This is a genomic window from Cerasibacillus sp. (assembly GCF_036516575.1).
Classification (GTDB): domain Bacteria; phylum Bacillota; class Bacilli; order Bacillales; family Amphibacillaceae; genus Cerasibacillus.
Genome location: NZ_DATBTY010000083.1, coordinates 79,684 through 95,735 on the forward strand (window position 1 = coordinate 79,684; position 16,052 = coordinate 95,735).

Genomic DNA, 16,052 nt, shown 5'->3' on the forward strand with positions numbered 1-16,052 from the left:
ATAAACGAATATATTAGAAATGTATAAGAAAAAAGAATGACTTCGTGTGAATTACACATGAGGCCATCCTTTTTTATCATGATACGTCTCTTAACTTAGGCATAAGAATGTAATCCAGCTAATAACAAGTTAACGCCGACTAGGTTGAACATTATGATGGCAAATCCAATAATTGAAAGCCATGCTGATTTTTCCCCATGCCATCCTCTTGATAGACGTAAGTGTAAAAATGCGGCATAGAAAAACCAAGTAATTAATGCCCAAACCTCTTTTGGATCCCAGCCCCAGAAGCGGTCCCAAGCAATTTGTGCCCAAATGGCGGCGAAAATCAAGCCTCCAAGTGTAAAGAGTGGAAATCCAATAGCCACTGCACGATATGATATCTCATCGACAAGATCTAAATTAACTTTCTTTAACATTGGTTGTAATAATGCACCAACACGCTTTCTGCCAGCTAAACGAACGATTAAATAGATTAGTCCTCCCGCCATAAAGGACCAAATTAATGTATTAAACTTACGACCTGCATCTTTCCCTAACATCCAACTAGGAGCTTGGAACCAAGCTTTCATTGCTTCAGGGGTTAATGCTTCACCTTCATGTGGCTTAACTAAAGGTGGCATCTCATAAACAGTCGTTACTTCTTTCGTTCCATCTATATATTGGAATTTAGCTTCATAGCCAATTGCATTGAATGTGACTGAGACAACGATAAAGCCAATGAATACAAATATCGTAAACAAAACTAGTTCTAACCAAGTTGTTTGCTTGCTTCGGCTTGATTGATCGACAAATTTGACTAAATAAATTAACCCTGCGATAAAACTAATTGATAAAATCCCGATTGATAGAGCAACCGTTATGACATGGATTGTTAGCCAATGACTTTGTAATGATGGTACAAGTGGCGCCACGTCACTTGGAAACATACTCGCATAACCTGTCACTGTAAGAGCAACTGGAAGAGCAAATAGTCCAAGTGCCGTTAGACGATACATAAAGTATAGAATAATAAATGCTAGTACCATTGCCATACCAAATGCTGTAACGAATTCAAACATATTACTTACTGGAGCATGTCCACTAGCTGCCCATCTAGTACCAAAATAGGTAAGCTGAGCTAAAAATCCGATGATTGTTAGCGTAACCGCAATTTTTTCAGACAACCCTTTTTGGGCGCCTTTTTTCCGCTTAATTGTTGCGCCAAAGAAAGCAGTTGCGACTAAGTACAAGATAAATGATGCGTATAGCATCCCATTACTAAACTGTAATAAATTCATGATTCTCCTCCTTGTTTCGAAACATCATTATCTAATTCTTGTTGGTCCTCAACAATATTTAACGACGTATTAGCGAGAGCTTTTTCAATGTTTTGTTTTAATGCATGCCAGTTCTTGTTTGTATGTGCTGCTAAAAGTACGCCTTTCCCTTTTGGATGAATCCATATACGACGATGTTGCCAATACATTCCCTGTATGACACCAATCATGAAAATCAATGCTCCTACAATAAAGACAGGTAATGTATAATCTTTTCGTACGGTTAATCCACTGACATTTCGCATATCAAAATCGACAATTCCAAGTTTATATTCATTTTCATTGGTTGGGTCGATATTTTTACCAATACCAACAAAGCTTACCTCTGGCTTTGTTTCATTTGGAGGATAAATTAGAAAGACAAATGCCGGGTTTCTAGGAAACTTTGATACTGAACGTGGTTCGCCATTATCTAATTCATACTCAGGATAATATTGATCAATTTTAACTTTTAATCCATCATCGAATTCATATATGGATTCTGGGTCATTCATATTAACTGTAAATGTTGCTAAAGCTTCTTGATTTTTGTCATCTGTCCGATGTACTTTAAAACTCATCGTATGAAATTCATTCAACTGATAACCTGCCTGATATAAGGTAAAACCATTACCAATCTTAGCTGGTTCGTTCATGCGAATTTCCGTTTCTTTAACAACTTCTAATTCTGGTTCAGCACCAACAACAGCTTCCCCTTTTTTCTTATAAATAACCGCATTGGTTTGGAAGTTTTTAGGGACCATTTCTTCCTGCTTTTCGAGTGCTTTCTTATAAATTTCACCATCTTCTTCACTATATGTTTCAAGGATGAATTTTTTATTTTCAATATAGTACTCGCCATCTGTTCCCGGGATAACCGTTTGCTCTCCTTCTCTCACCCAAACATATTCATCCAAAAAGAGCAGAGGTGTTTGACGTAGAAGTGCTGCAATTAGAATTATAATTAATCCAATATGATTGACATATGGACCCCAACGAGAAAATCGGCCTTTCTCGGCTAAAACATGTCCATTTTCTTCGGAAATTTGATAGCGTTGTTGTTTTAAGTTTTCCTTAACTCTTTTAATTTCTTCTTTGGTGACATCATCTGTCTCACTAAAGAAACGTTGACGTTTAATAAATGTTTCATGACGCTTTGGTTTTTGTTTCTTTAATGCTCGGCGTAACGGTATGTATCGATCCAAGCTACATATGACTAACGAAACACCAATTAAGGCGAGCAAAATCATATACCACCATGAACTATATAATTCATGAAAACCGAGTTGATAGTAAATTTTCCCTGTCAGTCCATAGGTTGCTTCATAATATACCGCTGGATCACGTGAGATAGCCTCAGGTGGAATATATTGTGCCTGAGGATAAATAGTCCCTAAGGCCGAAGCAATTAAAGCAATGACAATTAACCAAACACCGACCTTGACAGAGGAAAAAAAGGACCAAATTTTATCAACGATTGAATTGGTATATGTTTTGGAACGCCTTGCGGAACCTTCATAACGCATATTTAATAGCTTTTTATGATCATTTCCATCGATATGTTGGTTTCCCTCTATCGGTTTTCCGCATGCCTCACATAGGACCGTTCCTTCTGGGTTTACGTGGCCACAATCACATTTAATCTTATCCATTCTATCCCTCATAACTTGTTATGATTATTTTTTCGGTAAAATCTTTTGAAATTGCTTTTCTAAATTTTCAAGTGTGAGTGCACCATCCACTTTATCTACAATGACACCACTTTCATCAATAAAAAATGTACTAGGAAGTTGTCCAACTTTATATAGATCCATTACTTGTTCTTTATGATCTGGGAGGATAGGAAAAGTTAAATCATATTTATCAATAAATCGATCAACGACCAATGTATTTACATCTAAGTTGACGGCAACGATTTCAATCCCTTTTTCTTTATATTCAGGATAGAGTTTTTCCATAAATGGCATTTCTGCTTCACATGGTTTGCAATACGTTGCCCAGAAATTTAACATGACTCCTTTTCCTTTTAAATCACTCAGCTGTATCGATTCTAGTTCATTATGTGAGTTGATTTGTTCTAATTTAAAATCAGGTGCTACATCACCAGCTCGATAAATTGATTTATCCTTGTTAAAATTAGCGACTAATGCATACACAATAGCAGCCAGCATCACGATTAATATGATAGAACGAAAAATAAATCGTTTCTTCATTTTCTGTGCTTTTTTTGCTTTACGTTGTTCTAAACTCATGCACATCACTCCTCGAACCATTATACCACTCAAACGTAGTAGAAATTATGGCGATTATTTAACATTTTTTGTTCCAAGGCTCCACATCTGTTTGACTTCTTTAGGAGTAAGCGGTCGATATTCGCCTGGATGGAGGCCATCCAATGTTAATAAACCATATTTTTCACGTTTAATCTTTAGTACAGGGTAACCTAGCACATCCATCATGCGACGGATATGGCGATTTTTCCCTTCTCCTAATGTGATTTCTAAAATAGCTGTCTTTTGTTTTGCATCTGTTGACAGGACTTTCCAACGTAGAGCTTTTAGTAGATCGCGTCCCTCACGTACACCCTTCTTCATTTGAAAAAGTTCGCGCTTATGAGGAATCCCCTTCACTTTCACAATATAAACTTTTTCAATACCATGCCTGGGGTGCATCACCACATTAGCAAACTCTCCATCATTTGTTAATAAAAGCAACCCCGATGATTGATAATCTAAGCGACCAATTGGAAAAATACGCTCCTTTACTTCAGAAAAAAAGTCAAGAACAACTTTTCTGTCCTTTTCATCCTTCACACTCGAAATCACTTCTCGCGGTTTATAAAACATAAAGTAAACAGGTTCTTCTTTTTCTAATTTTATACCATTTACTTCAATTTCGTCATTCTTTGAGACTTTTGTTCCTAATGTTGTCACCGTAATACCATTAACTTTTACTTTTCCATCAACGATCAGCTTCTCTGCCTTTCGCCTCGATGTGACACCACTCTCAGCAATTGCCTTTTGTAATCTGATTCTTGAATCTGCCATTTTATCACCATTTCTTTATATACAAAATAAATAGCGTTAACATAAGTTAACGCTGTATTTCCCTAAAATATCCATGATACAACGATTACTGAAGCTATTATACCAATCAAATCGGCGAGTAGTCCAACTTTAAGAGCGTAACGTATTCTTTTAATTCCAATTGCTCCAAAATAAATCGTTAATATGTATAATGTTGTATCCGTACTTCCTTGCATGGTTGAAGCGAGCCGGCCAATAAATGAATCTGGTCCATGTGTTTGAATTAATTCTGTCGTCATTGCCAAGGCAGCAGTCCCTGAAACAGGGCGAATTAGACCTAAAGGAACAATATCGGGAGGAAAGCCTAACCAACTTAATAATGGTGTTATTAACTGAATAAACGCATCCAGTGCACCTGAACTGCGTAAAACGGTAATCGCTACTAACATACCTAATAAAAAGGGTAAAATCGATATGGCAAGCGTTATCCCTTCTTTACCACCTTCAACAAATAGCTCGTAAGCCGGTAACCTTTTCCAAGTAGCCACCAATAAGACAATTAAAATAAATAACGGAATAATACTTAAGCTAATCGTTGTTATGATACTCACCGTTATTTCCTCCAAACACTTCGATAATAAAAGAAGCGGTCTAATAAAAGCGCTGAGATGGTTGAAATAACCGTCGCTATGATGGTAGTCCCGACTATCTCAGTCGGTGCCGTCGATTCATATTGCATCCGGATCGCAATAACAGTAGTTGGAATTAATGTAAGCCCCGATGTATTTAAAGCTAAAAAAGTAATCATTGAACGTGAGGCTGTGTCTTTTGATTGATTCAAAGTTTGCATTTCTTCCATCGCTTTAATTCCCATAGGTGTTGCAGCATTCCCAAGACCAAATATATTGGCTGTTATATTTGATAAAATATACCCAATGACTGGGTGATCTCTCGGTAATTCTGGAAATAAACGCGTAATAAGTGGACGAAAAAATGATGACAATGCCTTAAGAATATGAGCTCTTTCAGCTATTTTCATAATCCCTAACCAAAAGATTAATACACTCATTAATTGAATGACAAGGCTAATTGCTTGGTCGGCACTTTCAAAGATCGCTTGATTGACTTCTTCAAGCGTACCATTAAAAAGGGCATAAATAATACCAATCACTAGCATCATAACCCAAATAACATTTACCATCTTTCACCCACCTTTATTATTTGCTGGAATATTTCAAGGGCATCGTTTAAAAATGTATCGCCATGTTTATGTTTGAAGCCCCATTCATACATAGAAATATGATCATTCCAATCATCTGCTGCATTTAATGTAACGGCAATTAACTCCAGATCCTTTTCTTTCGCACTTGTCACTAATGTACGCCCTGCCTTTTTTGTAAATCCTGTCTTTCCGCCAGTACATTTTTCATAAAGAGATGTTAATAATTTGTTCTTGTTTTGCCAACTATACGTCCGTGTATGAGCACGATATGAATCCATGCCCGACACAGTCCTGAACGTTTCATTATCCATCGCATACCGCATTAATAATGCCATATCATATGCTGTTGAATAATGGTTGTCCGAATGAAGACCATGTGGGTTATCAAAATGTGTATTAGTCATACCGAGCCATCTTGCCTTTTCATTCATTAAATGAACAAAACCTTCAACACTACCTCCAATATGTTCACCAATAACAACAGCAGCATCATTTCCAGAACGAAGCATTAATCCGTAAACTAGGTCTTCAATGGTCATTTTCTCTCCTTGTTCTAAATAGATAGAAGATCCTTCAGTATATATAGCTCGTCTACTTGTAATAGCAATATCGGACATTTTACCTGATTCAATCGCAATAATTGCGGTCATAATCTTTGTTATACTGGCAATTGGTTTCTTCTCATGGGCACGTTCTTCAAATAGGACATCTCCTGTTTTTTGCTCTATTAAGATTGCATGTTCAGCAGATATTTGCAAAGGTAATTGAGCATATACAACAGATGAATAGTATAAGAGAGTTACAACTAGAAACAGAACAAATCGACTCAAAACCGTTGCCCCCTTCGTCATGTCATCTGTATATTTTATGCTCTTTTTATTCGGTTATGATAGACTTGTCCAAAAAAAAGACCTGTTCACTGTCTAAAGTGACCCAGGTTTACTCTGTAAAACTTTTATTTTCTTCGTCCATATTTTTGAAAAACAAATGTGCCTCTTGTTCAATATCTTCTTTCGTGAGGTCATCAGGTAATGGAGGCAATTCATCCAGAGATGTGAGACCAAAGTACGTTAAAAAGTCCTTATTCGTTGCAAATAACATCGGACGACCAATCGCGTCTTTGCGTCCGACTTCTTCGATTAATCCACGGGATAACAACGTTTGCACTGGTCGATCACTTTTAACACCTCTAACTTCTTCTATTTCAGTTCTCGTAATAGGTTGCTTATAGGCAATAATGGCTAATGTTTCCAATGCAGCTTGCGACATCTGGGTTGAATGCGGTGTTTCAAGTAGTTTTTTATAATACTCACTGTGTTCTGGCTTTGTCGTTAAGTAAAATACCCCATTTGATTCTGTCATCATTACCCCACGATCTGTATGTTCATAATCATAAGCTAATTCATGTAAAATATGTACAACTGATGATTCTGTTGTCTCGATGATCTTCGCAATCTGTTTTACAGTTATACCTTCATCTCCACTAGCAAACAGTAATCCTTCAATAATAGCTTTATAACTCGGTAATTCCATAAATACGTTACACCTCACAACTCAACTTCATCATTTTATGAAAATGGATAAATATATAAATGAGTAAAATTATCTTCTTGACGACAGACTACTTCATTTTGCTTCATGAGCTGAAGTAATGCCATAAACGTAATCACGATATGTGAACGTGATGGATAAGGAAAGAGATTATCAAATAAAATACCTTCATTTGCATGTCGAACGAGATAAAGAACTTCTTCCATACGCTGTTCAATAGGAATATCTTGTTTTTCAACTTTGGTTTCAAGTGGACGACTCCATTGTTTCCGTTCAAACATATGCTTTAGAGCATCTAACATATCATACACAGATGCTTCTCCTTCTATAATGATTGGTTTCTTTTCTTCTTTTCCGAAGTTTTTAGGTGTTCTTGTAAAGGTTTGATTCTGATCTTTCTCTTTTTCAGATAATACTTTAGCAGCCTCTTTATACTTTCGGTATTCAATTAAGCGTATTAATAACTCTTCGCGTGGGTCTTCTTCGTATGTATCAAGTTCAGGGTCAATTTCTTGCTTTGGTAAGAGCATTTGACTTTTTAAGGCTATTAATGTTGCAGCCATGACTAGATATTCACTTGCGATATTCAATTCTAATGTTTGCATCGTATGAATATATTCTAAGTATTGATCGGCTAATTCCGCCATCGGTATGTCATAAATATCGATTTCATATTGATTAACCAAATGCAATAATAAATCAAGCGGTCCTTCAAATGTTGACAACTTAACTTTATAGGCTTGACTCATACACCCATACTCCTTTTTAAATGACAAAAATTTTACGAATGCCCATACACGTTTGTATCCCATAACATAATGTATTAAGGAAAGGCTGAATGTCTCTATTATACCATTGAAACAAAAGGAGGAATATAAAATGAGCGGTGGATACGGATATGGCGGAGGTTTCGCATTGATTGTCGTTCTATTCATCCTATTGATTATTGTTGGTGCAGCTTGGTACTAAAAATAAACACCCTATCCAGATTAAAAATCCAGCCCATTATACTGGGCTGGGTTTTATTTTGAAGTGGAATCATTTTCTAAATCACATTTTTTATAAAAATCATCAATCGCTTTTTCAGCACAAAGCTGGTACTGATCATATTGTTGATGAATTTCACTAATTAACAACTTTCCTATCCCTTGGTTACGATGTGATGGGCTAACTGAAAGATGCTGAATAACAGCTTGCTTTTTTTCCTCATTCACCTTTAGACCGATTACACCAATCATATCATCATCATCTTTCCAAAGATAAAGATGCCAATTAGGATCCGTCTCATATTGTTTAATTATATCTTGCAATGCTTTCACATCTTTTACAGTCGGCATAAAAGAAAGCAAACCCATTGCTATTTTTTCCAAGTTCTTTTTATAACGAATTAACATAGATACCCCTCATTAACTAAATGACTTGCTGCAATAATTTATGCATGTATATCGAAAAATTCTACAAAACTCCACGTGTACCATTACGTTCATTCTATAAAACAAAAATGAACCAATAGGAGATGCCCCAAACAAGTGCCAATACGAGTAAAATAATAAAAAGTATAATGTTTCTTTTACGTTGGTTCAAGTCAATCAGCCTCTTCCTAAAACCATAACCTATTTACCTTTTTTTATACCTCTGGGCAAAATGTTGCCTTATAGCTTTCATAACGATATAACCGTCAGATCGTTTTTTATTTACCTTGTACGGAATGATATTTGTAATCGCAAGCCAGCCATTAAAAAAAAGTAAAAGTAAAATATATTTGCTAGGAATGATATTATAAATAAAATAAAACAAAAAAACAAATATGACATTGTTGAGAGGACCACAAATCGATATAAAAACAAGTTCCCATGTTTTGTAAGGGCGATTTCTTTCACTAATCGCTTGACCACTTAGAAAAAAATATAAATGAATTGAAATATGCACTTTTTCAGTCGAAAATGATGCCATTTCTTTTCCATAACCGATTGATAGGTGCACATGATTAGATCCAGTCATGACCGATCCAATCATGTGACCAGATTCATGAATTAAAGCGCTTATTGGCGCAACAAATAAAAGCAAATAGACGATTATGTATGCATCCATTGTTAATGCGTATACGTTATTCTTCTGTTATTTCTATCTTTGTCATGACATCGCCATTTGCCATAGCTTTCACATGTTCTATTCCTGAAGTTACTTTTCCAAATACGGTATGTACACCGTCTAAATGTGGTTGTGGTTCATGTACAATGAAAAATTGTGAACTTCCTGTATCTCTTCCTGCATGCGCCATTGATAAAGATCCTTCAACATGTTTATGTGGGTTACCATCTGTTTCACACTTGATCGTATATCCCGCATTACCTGTTCCGTTACCAATCGGGCAACCACCTTGACTAACAAAACCTGGTATAACACGATGGAATGTTAAACCATCATAAAAATTATCCTTTGCTAATTTAATAAAGTTTTCAACTGTTTTTGGAGCTTCATTTGGATAAAGCTCAAATTCAACTTTATTACCGTCTTCCATAAGAATATATCCTTTAGCCATATTCATTCACACCTTCTATTCCATTAAATAAAGTATACTCATCATTCATCTTATCATGTATCACGATTTATGAAAAGAAAAGGCTCAAATTAACCGATATATGGTAAATCATTGCGAACAACATCCTGATATGTTTCACGCTTAATAACGAGATGATCTTGACCATTTTCAACGAATACAACAGCCGGTTTAGTAAAGCGATTATAATGACTTGCCATCGAGTATCCGTATGCACCTGTTGCAAAAACAGCTAGTAGATCGCCTGGTTCTGCATCGGGTAGTGGTAAATCCCAAATAAGCATATCGCCTGATTCACAACATTTGCCAGAGATAGATGTCTTTTGAGTAGCTGGTTGATTCGCTTTATTTGCTAATATAGCCTCATATTTCGCTCCGTAAAGAGCTGGTCTTAAATTATCAGTCATTCCTCCATCGACAGAAATATATTTTCTAATGCCAGGAATATCTTTCATTGATCCTATCGTATATAACGTTATACCTGCATCCCCCACAATTGAACGACCAGGTTCAATCCATATTTCAGGCATTGGGATTTGAATGTTTTTAGATTGTTCTTGAACGGCTTTAATAAGTGCAGTCACATATTTCGAACGGTGAAGTGGCTTATCTTCCTTCGTATATTGTATACCGAATCCACCACCTAAATTAATGACTTCTGGTTCATATTGATACGCTTTATGCCATCGACTTAATTCACTAAATAAGCGATTTGTTGCTAAGAGAAAGCCTTCCGTTTCAAATATTTGTGACCCGATATGACAGTGCAATCCTTTTAAATTGAGATAGGGATGGTGCTGAATTTTTAATAATGCTGCTTCAGCTTGCCTGTTTTGTAAATTAAAACCAAATTTTGAGTCCTCATTACCCGTCATAATATAATGATGTGTATTTGACTCAATACCAGGTGTGACACGTAGTAACACATTAATTTTTTTCTTGTATTTATTTAATAATTCATTTAGTAGCTCTATCTCATAAAAATTGTCAATAACGATACAGCCTACTCCTGTTTTTATCGCCATTTCTAATTCGCTTTTACTCTTATTATTTCCATGAAGATGAATTTTTTCCGGATTAAACCCTGCTTGAATGGCTGTATAGAGCTCACCCTTTGAAACGACATCAACTGATAATCCTTCTTGTTGGATCACTTGTAATATACCGATTGACGAAAATGCTTTACTCGCGTATGCTACACGTCCTTTTATATGTTGCTCTTTAAAAGGATCGATAAAATCACGACAGTTTTGTCTAACTTTCTCAATATCATAAATATATAAAGGGGTTTTATATTTTTCAGCTAAACGGGTTACATCTACTTCCCCGATAACGAGATGACCATGTTCATTAACTTGATACTGATGGTGTGTAAATAGCATCATGACTCTCCCCTCGTATATTATGTTTAGGCGTTATTTTTCCGCCTATTTTATTCTAACTAATTTATAAAATTGTATCTGCTCGTGCTACCGTTACTTTCCACTGTAGGCGGACGCTTTCCGCGGGCATGGCTTGAGCCTCCTCACTCGCAAAAAACTCGTTCTTGGGTCTCAAGTCTCATGCTTTTCCCGCAGGAGTCGCCGCCTTCCGTTCCAAGTAACTTGGTTTGGACAAACTCATGAATTAGTAAAGACCTTAGATAATATGTCAAATGTCTTGGACGTTCCGTGATGTTCCTAGATAATGGTCTTGGGATCATTTGGGACAATTCTTACTCTCCTTGCGGACAACCGCATTAGAAAGACTGTTTCCCAGTGTGCGTTTCGACCTACATACACGCAGGCTGTACACCTTGACGTTCGAACCTAGATGATAGTAGCTCTAGGGCGGCTTTCGATGCAAGGATAGTACTCATACACGAGGCTGCTGATCGGCGTTCACACTAGGGATATCTCAGAGCGTCCAAGATTTAAGTTCCAATGATTCTAAATCGAAAGGAGCGTTATAGATGAAAGATAACTAGCTTCATTAATCCTTTTATATAATTCCGGTAATTTCCATTTTATTACTGGTCTAGCTTAGAGTTTGCTTTTTTTAAGTAATTTGAACCTTGATAACAAAATATTTATTTATTTTTCTCTTGACATATTACCGCAGGTCTTTCATTCAAAATCTTACAAACACTTTACCACAACAAAGTAAAAAACAAAAGGACCTTATTTTTTCTGTGGCTGTGAAAATTGATCTTTAGGGTGGACAATTTCTGGTCTAATGTTTAAAAATGGGACAGGAATACGCATTATAAAATGCCACATACCTCGTAAATCAAATGGAATAAACGGCCACATATAAGGTGTTTTGAATGCTTTCAGGCGAACGAGATAGATTAATGTAACCAATGTTCCAATCATAAATCCAGACACACCGAATAAAGCTGTCGTAATGATTAAAAACAATTTAGCTATTTTATTAGCGATACTCAATTCATAACTCGGGGTAACATAGGAACCAATCGTACTAATCGCGACATATAAGATAACCTCGGAGCTGAGTAACCCGACATCAACAGCAATTTGTCCGATTAATACGGCGGCTATTAAGCCCATGGCTGTTGCTAAAGGGGTTGGTGTATGCACGGCAGCCATTCGGAGAAATTCAACACCGACATCGGCTAATATTATTTGGAAAACAATCGGCACATTTCCTTCTTCTTTCGGTCCAATAAAACTAAGTTCAGGTGGCAGTAATGATGGTTCCATCACAAATAATAACCATAATGGTAAAAGGAAGATCGATGCTAATACAGCAAATAGACGAACCCAACGTATGAATGTTCCCGCAGCTGGAGCTTGGCGATATTCCTCTGCATGTTCAAGACAGTTAAAATATGTTGTCGGTAAAATAATTACTGTTGGAGATGTATCGACATGAACGATAACATGACCATCCATCAAGTGACGTGCTGCTACATCCGGTCTTTCTGTATAACGAACCATCGGAAAAGGGCTCCACTTTCCACCTAAGATAAACTCTTCAAGTGATTTATCAGCCATTGGAATACCATCTACATCAATTTCACTAATTTTGTGTTTAACGACATCCACAAATGTCTCGTCCGCTATATCTTTAATATAACTTACACAGACATCCGTTTTAGAGCGTTCACCGACAACTAACATTTCATTTCTTAAACGTTCATCTTTAATACGCCGCCGTGTTAATCCGGTATTTTCTATGATATTTTCCGTATACCCGTCTCTTGAACCACGAATAACGCGCTCTGTATCTGGCTCTTCCGGACTTCTCCCTGGATAACTTCTGACATCAATGATAAAGGCTGATTTTTGTCCTTCTATAAAAATGGCAATCAAGCCGGTTAATATTTGATCAACTGCTTCATCCATTGTTTTAACACGTGAAACTTGTTCATGTATTAGCCGATTTTCAATGGTGGCCAACACATCACGCTTAAGCATATGATCACGGTTATTAAACTCAACAAGTTCTTCCAATAATCGACTAATAATCATACTATCAATTAAACCATTAACAAAATATAATTGAGCCTTTTTATTCATTACAACAAAATGTTTAACACCAACATCAAAGGATGTCCCTAAACCGATGCGTTTTTTCATATATTTTTCAACATCTTGAACGTTTTCATATATTCGCTTCATTACCATTAGATTTCTCTCCTGTTTTATGAATCATTATAATCAATCAAAGAATAACCATTGGAATAATGAACCAGCCATTTTTCCAAATACAAATGCCATGACAAACCATTTCAGCCAGACTTTTAAATTAAGCCTTCTCAAAAAGATGGGAAATACATTTAACACTTCTGCTAATGCAGCAATTAGCATTCCATTAAATATCCCGTGAAACCCACCCCATATCATTGATCCAAATATAGAATAGTGCCAAACAATTGGTGCAAAAGATAAGTAACCTGCAAATATAGCACCGGCAATAATCGAGCTTATAAAAACGTGGATAAAATAAACTGTTTTTGTCAATTGGATTAGTCTCGGTAAGATTTTTAGCAATGTTATTAATGCTACAAAACCAGCCCCAACGGCCAAACCACTTGAAAAGCCGATGATCATTTCTATAAGGTTAATCCACATGTTTTTCATGTTTCTTTATATAATCATCAAGTGAATCCTGATACTTAGAAATCTCGATTTCAAGTGGGCTTGGCTCATTATTAAAGCGTTTCTTAAACCAATGATTAAAGAACAGAAGCATACCGACTCCCAAGCCGAGTGAGTATGGAATTTGAATCCATAAGGGTGATTGAACAGCTTTTCCTGTTAACATATAATGAATCTTTTGTTGTGTTTCTTGCATACTCACATCGTAATGAAAATTCATGATGGTCATTGCTGTCCCAATAAATAAAATAAACCACACAATAACTGCTAGTAGAATCGATGGCGGGCTCTGTTTATTCGATATTTGAACGATTGTTTGATTTGCCCCTAAAAAATGAACATCAATTTCTGGATATTTCTTTTGTAATTGCTCAAGTATAAAAAATTGATCGAACACAATAACATGTTTCTCGTTATCGGAAAGTTGATAAACGACAAACTGATTAATCTCTTCAGATAATGGTGTACTTGTTGACACATCAGCGAGTTTATTTAGTGTGAGACTTGTGCCTTTTCTTACATTAATCTTCTGTTTCATACGTACATAAACCGTATTGTTCACAAAAAGCACCCTCTTTTTCATAGTCTCTTCTATTATTTGATAAAAAAAACATATTATGAATAAAAAAACCACCCGATTGGATGGTTTTAAGTCCTCATTATTTGTTTCATTTCTTCAAGTATCTTTTTTTCTAAGCGTGAGACTTGTACTTGTGACACACCTAAACGTTTGGCGACTTCGGATTGGGTCTGATCTTTATAATATCGTAAATAAAGAATAAGCCGTTCCCGTTTGTCCAAAGCACGTATAGCTTCTTCTAATGTGAGTTTATCAAACCAATTCTTATTGTCATCTGCTAGTTGATCGAGTAATGTAATGGGGTCACCATCATTTTCAAATACCGTTTCATGGATTGATTGTGGGGTTTTAAGTGCTTCTTCAGCATGCACCACTTCCTCAGGTGTTATCTCTAATGCTTCAGCAACTTCGCTAATCGTTGGTGTTCGACCATTTTGTTTTGTTAATTCATCTTTTTTTCGTCGAATCCTATTAGCTGTTTCTTTAAGGGAGCGACTAATTTTGACACTCCCATCATCACGTAAAAATCGCTGAATTTCTCCGATAATCATCGGAACAGCATAAGTAGAAAAGCGTACATCATATGATAAATCAAACTTATCTATCGACTTGATTAACCCGATGCAGCCGATTTGAAATAAATCATCTGGGTCATACCCACGATTCATAAATCGTTGAACAACAGACCAAACAAGTCGGGTATTCTTTTCCACTAAATAATCTCGGGCTCTCTTATCACCTTGTTGGCTTTTTAATAAATACTCTTTTATTTCACGATCCGATAATAAGCCTTTCTTCTTAGCTTCTGATTTCTTAACATTGACATTCATAGGCCCCATTCCTATTCATGGACAACTTTCGTTTTTTTTGGAGATAATATTTTCGTCATATGGATTGTTGTCCCTTTTCCAATTGACGACTCTATCTCGATTGAATCCATAAAATTTTCAATGATTGTAAATCCCATTCCGGAACGTTCTAGCTCTGGTTTCGAAGTATACATTGGTTCGCGCGCGATTTCTATGTCTTCTATGCCCATTCCATGATCAGTTATTGTTAAATCAAATTTCCTATCATATAAATGGCAAGAAATTTCTATCGTGTGATTTGGTTCTTCATTATAACCATGTATAATCGAATTTGTGACCGCTTCAGATACAACCGTTTTCACTTCCATTAACTCATCCATCGTTGGATCTAGTTGCGAAATAAAGGCGCCCACCGCCACTCGAGCAAATGATTCATTCTCACTCATACTGGCTATTTCTAAATACATTCGATTTCTCATGAAGCCACCCCCAATGTCACTAATGCGTTTATTTCATCTTTTTCTTGGCGAATAATCTTAAATAATCCCGACATTTCAAATATCTTTCTAATCGTTGGGGAAACAGAGCAGACAACAAATTCCCCGCCTAGCTGCAACACTTCCTTATAACGACCTAAGATAACACCTAGGCCTGAACTATCCATAAAAGTGACTGCTTCTAAATTTAATAGGACGTGTTTAATTGGATGAGTATACAATTTTTCCTTCCATGATTCTCTTAATTTTTCTACTTCATGATGATCGAGTTCACCACTTAATCTCACGACAAGAACGTCTTCTTTAACAGAAAATGTGTAAAATAAACCCATGTCAATCCCCCTTCGCATTAATAGGTATACATAGAGATTCTTTATTCATTTAATCAATTCCTGCTTTTAGACAA

At 36.2% G+C, this 16,052-nt stretch carries 19 protein-coding genes and 1 pseudogene; 1 reads left to right on the plus strand and 19 read right to left on the minus strand.

Translation table 11 applies throughout. The annotated features are described in order from the left end of the window. Nucleotides 1-95: 95 nt before the first annotated feature. From ccsB to VIG73_RS14885, 9 genes and pseudogenes are all read right to left on the minus strand, one after another. Nucleotides 96-1,280: a c-type cytochrome biogenesis protein CcsB gene (gene ccsB / locus VIG73_RS14845; RefSeq protein WP_331643422.1), complete on the minus strand. Its 1,185-nt coding sequence runs from the start codon at nt 1,278-1,280 to the stop codon at nt 96-98. After that, entirely contained in the window at nt 1,277-2,950 is a 1,674-nt protein-coding gene (resB, locus tag VIG73_RS14850; protein ID WP_331643424.1) for a cytochrome c biogenesis protein ResB, read from the minus strand. Before resB ends, ccsB begins: the two co-directional genes overlap by 4 nt. A gap of 24 nt (nt 2,951-2,974) precedes the next feature. Then, nucleotides 2,975-3,550: a thiol-disulfide oxidoreductase ResA gene (gene resA / locus VIG73_RS14855; protein WP_331643426.1), complete on the minus strand. Its 576-nt coding sequence runs from the start codon at nt 3,548-3,550 to the stop codon at nt 2,975-2,977. A gap of 54 nt (nt 3,551-3,604) precedes the next feature. After that, nucleotides 3,605-4,345 (minus strand): pseudouridine synthase, encoded by a 741-nt coding sequence (locus tag VIG73_RS14860; RefSeq protein WP_331643428.1) that lies wholly within the window; start codon nt 4,343-4,345, stop codon nt 3,605-3,607. Nucleotides 4,346-4,407: 62 nt separating this feature from the next. Continuing rightward, the gene (locus VIG73_RS14865) at nt 4,408-4,935 is read right to left on the minus strand and encodes a spore maturation protein (protein WP_331643430.1); all 528 of its coding nucleotides are present in this window, start codon (nt 4,933-4,935) and stop codon (nt 4,408-4,410) included. Between the two features lie 2 nt (nt 4,936-4,937). Further along, on the minus strand, nt 4,938-5,525 hold the full coding sequence (locus VIG73_RS14870) for a nucleoside recognition domain-containing protein (RefSeq protein WP_331643432.1): 588 nt from the start codon (nt 5,523-5,525) through the stop codon (nt 4,938-4,940). A 71-nt stretch (nt 5,526-5,596) separates the two neighbouring features. Beyond that, nucleotides 5,597-6,397: pseudogene (locus tag VIG73_RS14875) on the minus strand (D-alanyl-D-alanine carboxypeptidase family protein); the annotation flags it as partial. A gap of 88 nt (nt 6,398-6,485) precedes the next feature. Next, nucleotides 6,486-7,079: an SMC-Scp complex subunit ScpB gene (gene scpB, locus VIG73_RS14880; protein ID WP_331643434.1), complete on the minus strand. Its 594-nt coding sequence runs from the start codon at nt 7,077-7,079 to the stop codon at nt 6,486-6,488. A gap of 35 nt (nt 7,080-7,114) precedes the next feature. Further along, complete coding sequence (locus tag VIG73_RS14885) at nt 7,115-7,846, minus strand: segregation/condensation protein A (RefSeq protein WP_331643436.1); 732 nt, start codon at nt 7,844-7,846, stop codon at nt 7,115-7,117. 130 nt (nt 7,847-7,976) lie between these two features. On the opposite strand from VIG73_RS14885, the gene VIG73_RS14890 reads away from it, so the two are divergent. Then, entirely contained in the window at nt 7,977-8,066 is a 90-nt protein-coding gene (locus VIG73_RS14890; protein ID WP_331643438.1) for a YjcZ family sporulation protein, read from the plus strand. A 53-nt stretch (nt 8,067-8,119) separates the two neighbouring features. Here VIG73_RS14890 and VIG73_RS14895 read toward each other — a convergent pair whose 3' ends face one another. From VIG73_RS14895 to spoIIAA, 10 genes are all read right to left on the minus strand, one after another. Then, nucleotides 8,120-8,491: a GNAT family N-acetyltransferase gene (locus tag VIG73_RS14895; protein WP_331643440.1), complete on the minus strand. Its 372-nt coding sequence runs from the start codon at nt 8,489-8,491 to the stop codon at nt 8,120-8,122. 223 nt (nt 8,492-8,714) lie between these two features. After that, nucleotides 8,715-9,188 carry a site-2 protease family protein gene (locus tag VIG73_RS14900; RefSeq protein WP_331643442.1) on the minus strand — a complete coding sequence of 158 codons (474 nt, stop codon included), beginning with the start codon at nt 9,186-9,188 and terminating at the stop codon, nt 8,715-8,717. Between the two features lie 16 nt (nt 9,189-9,204). Then, nucleotides 9,205-9,639: a peptidylprolyl isomerase gene (locus VIG73_RS14905; RefSeq protein WP_331643443.1), complete on the minus strand. Its 435-nt coding sequence runs from the start codon at nt 9,637-9,639 to the stop codon at nt 9,205-9,207. Nucleotides 9,640-9,728: 89 nt separating this feature from the next. Further along, nucleotides 9,729-11,039: a diaminopimelate decarboxylase gene (lysA, locus tag VIG73_RS14910; RefSeq protein ID WP_331643758.1), complete on the minus strand. Its 1,311-nt coding sequence runs from the start codon at nt 11,037-11,039 to the stop codon at nt 9,729-9,731. Nucleotides 11,040-11,816: 777 nt separating this feature from the next. Beyond that, a complete protein-coding gene (locus tag VIG73_RS14915; protein ID WP_331643444.1) occupies nt 11,817-13,286 on the minus strand; it encodes a spore germination protein in 1,470 nt (489 codons plus the stop codon). A 33-nt stretch (nt 13,287-13,319) separates the two neighbouring features. After that, nucleotides 13,320-13,733: a stage V sporulation protein AB gene (locus VIG73_RS14920; protein WP_331643446.1), complete on the minus strand. Its 414-nt coding sequence runs from the start codon at nt 13,731-13,733 to the stop codon at nt 13,320-13,322. Then, nucleotides 13,723-14,322: a stage V sporulation protein AA gene (locus VIG73_RS14925; protein ID WP_331643448.1), complete on the minus strand. Its 600-nt coding sequence runs from the start codon at nt 14,320-14,322 to the stop codon at nt 13,723-13,725. The genes VIG73_RS14920 and VIG73_RS14925 overlap by 11 nt, the downstream gene beginning before the upstream one ends. An 86-nt stretch (nt 14,323-14,408) precedes the next feature. Continuing rightward, on the minus strand, nt 14,409-15,170 hold the full coding sequence (sigF, locus tag VIG73_RS14930) for an RNA polymerase sporulation sigma factor SigF (protein WP_331643451.1): 762 nt from the start codon (nt 15,168-15,170) through the stop codon (nt 14,409-14,411). Between the two features lie 11 nt (nt 15,171-15,181). Next, the gene (gene spoIIAB / locus VIG73_RS14935; protein ID WP_331643453.1) at nt 15,182-15,628 is read right to left on the minus strand and encodes an anti-sigma F factor; all 447 of its coding nucleotides are present in this window, start codon (nt 15,626-15,628) and stop codon (nt 15,182-15,184) included. Next, complete coding sequence (gene spoIIAA, locus VIG73_RS14940) at nt 15,625-15,978, minus strand: anti-sigma F factor antagonist (RefSeq protein WP_331643456.1); 354 nt, start codon at nt 15,976-15,978, stop codon at nt 15,625-15,627. The genes spoIIAB and spoIIAA overlap by 4 nt, the downstream gene beginning before the upstream one ends. Nucleotides 15,979-16,052: the final 74 nt, after the last annotated feature.

Excerpts from the sequence above, each read along its gene's own strand:
- ccsB (WP_331643422.1), bottom strand. The coding sequence starts at position 1,280 with ATGAATTTATTACAGTTTAGTAATGGGATGCTATACGCATCATTTATC.
- resB (WP_331643424.1), bottom strand. The coding sequence starts at position 2,950 with ATGGATAAGATTAAATGTGATTGTGGCCACGTAAACCCAGAAGGAACG.
- resA (WP_331643426.1), bottom strand. The coding sequence starts at position 3,550 with ATGAGTTTAGAACAACGTAAAGCAAAAAAAGCACAGAAAATGAAGAAA.
- VIG73_RS14860 (WP_331643428.1), bottom strand. The coding sequence starts at position 4,345 with ATGGCAGATTCAAGAATCAGATTACAAAAGGCAATTGCTGAGAGTGGT.
- VIG73_RS14870 (WP_331643432.1), bottom strand. The coding sequence starts at position 5,525 with ATGGTAAATGTTATTTGGGTTATGATGCTAGTGATTGGTATTATTTAT.
- scpB (WP_331643434.1), bottom strand. The coding sequence starts at position 7,079 with ATGGAATTACCGAGTTATAAAGCTATTATTGAAGGATTACTGTTTGCT.
- VIG73_RS14885 (WP_331643436.1), bottom strand. The coding sequence starts at position 7,846 with ATGAGTCAAGCCTATAAAGTTAAGTTGTCAACATTTGAAGGACCGCTT.
- VIG73_RS14890 (WP_331643438.1), top strand. The coding sequence starts at position 7,977 with ATGAGCGGTGGATACGGATATGGCGGAGGTTTCGCATTGATTGTCGTT.
- VIG73_RS14895 (WP_331643440.1), bottom strand. The coding sequence starts at position 8,491 with ATGTTAATTCGTTATAAAAAGAACTTGGAAAAAATAGCAATGGGTTTG.
- VIG73_RS14900 (WP_331643442.1), bottom strand. The coding sequence starts at position 9,188 with ATGGATGCATACATAATCGTCTATTTGCTTTTATTTGTTGCGCCAATA.
- VIG73_RS14905 (WP_331643443.1), bottom strand. The coding sequence starts at position 9,639 with ATGGCTAAAGGATATATTCTTATGGAAGACGGTAATAAAGTTGAATTT.
- lysA (WP_331643758.1), bottom strand. The coding sequence starts at position 11,039 with ATGCTATTTACACACCATCAGTATCAAGTTAATGAACATGGTCATCTC.
- VIG73_RS14915 (WP_331643444.1), bottom strand. The coding sequence starts at position 13,286 with ATGGTAATGAAGCGAATATATGAAAACGTTCAAGATGTTGAAAAATAT.
- VIG73_RS14920 (WP_331643446.1), bottom strand. The coding sequence starts at position 13,733 with ATGTGGATTAACCTTATAGAAATGATCATCGGCTTTTCAAGTGGTTTG.
- sigF (WP_331643451.1), bottom strand. The coding sequence starts at position 15,170 with ATGAATGTCAATGTTAAGAAATCAGAAGCTAAGAAGAAAGGCTTATTA.
- spoIIAB (WP_331643453.1), bottom strand. The coding sequence starts at position 15,628 with ATGAGAAATCGAATGTATTTAGAAATAGCCAGTATGAGTGAGAATGAA.
- spoIIAA (WP_331643456.1), bottom strand. The coding sequence starts at position 15,978 with ATGGGTTTATTTTACACATTTTCTGTTAAAGAAGACGTTCTTGTCGTG.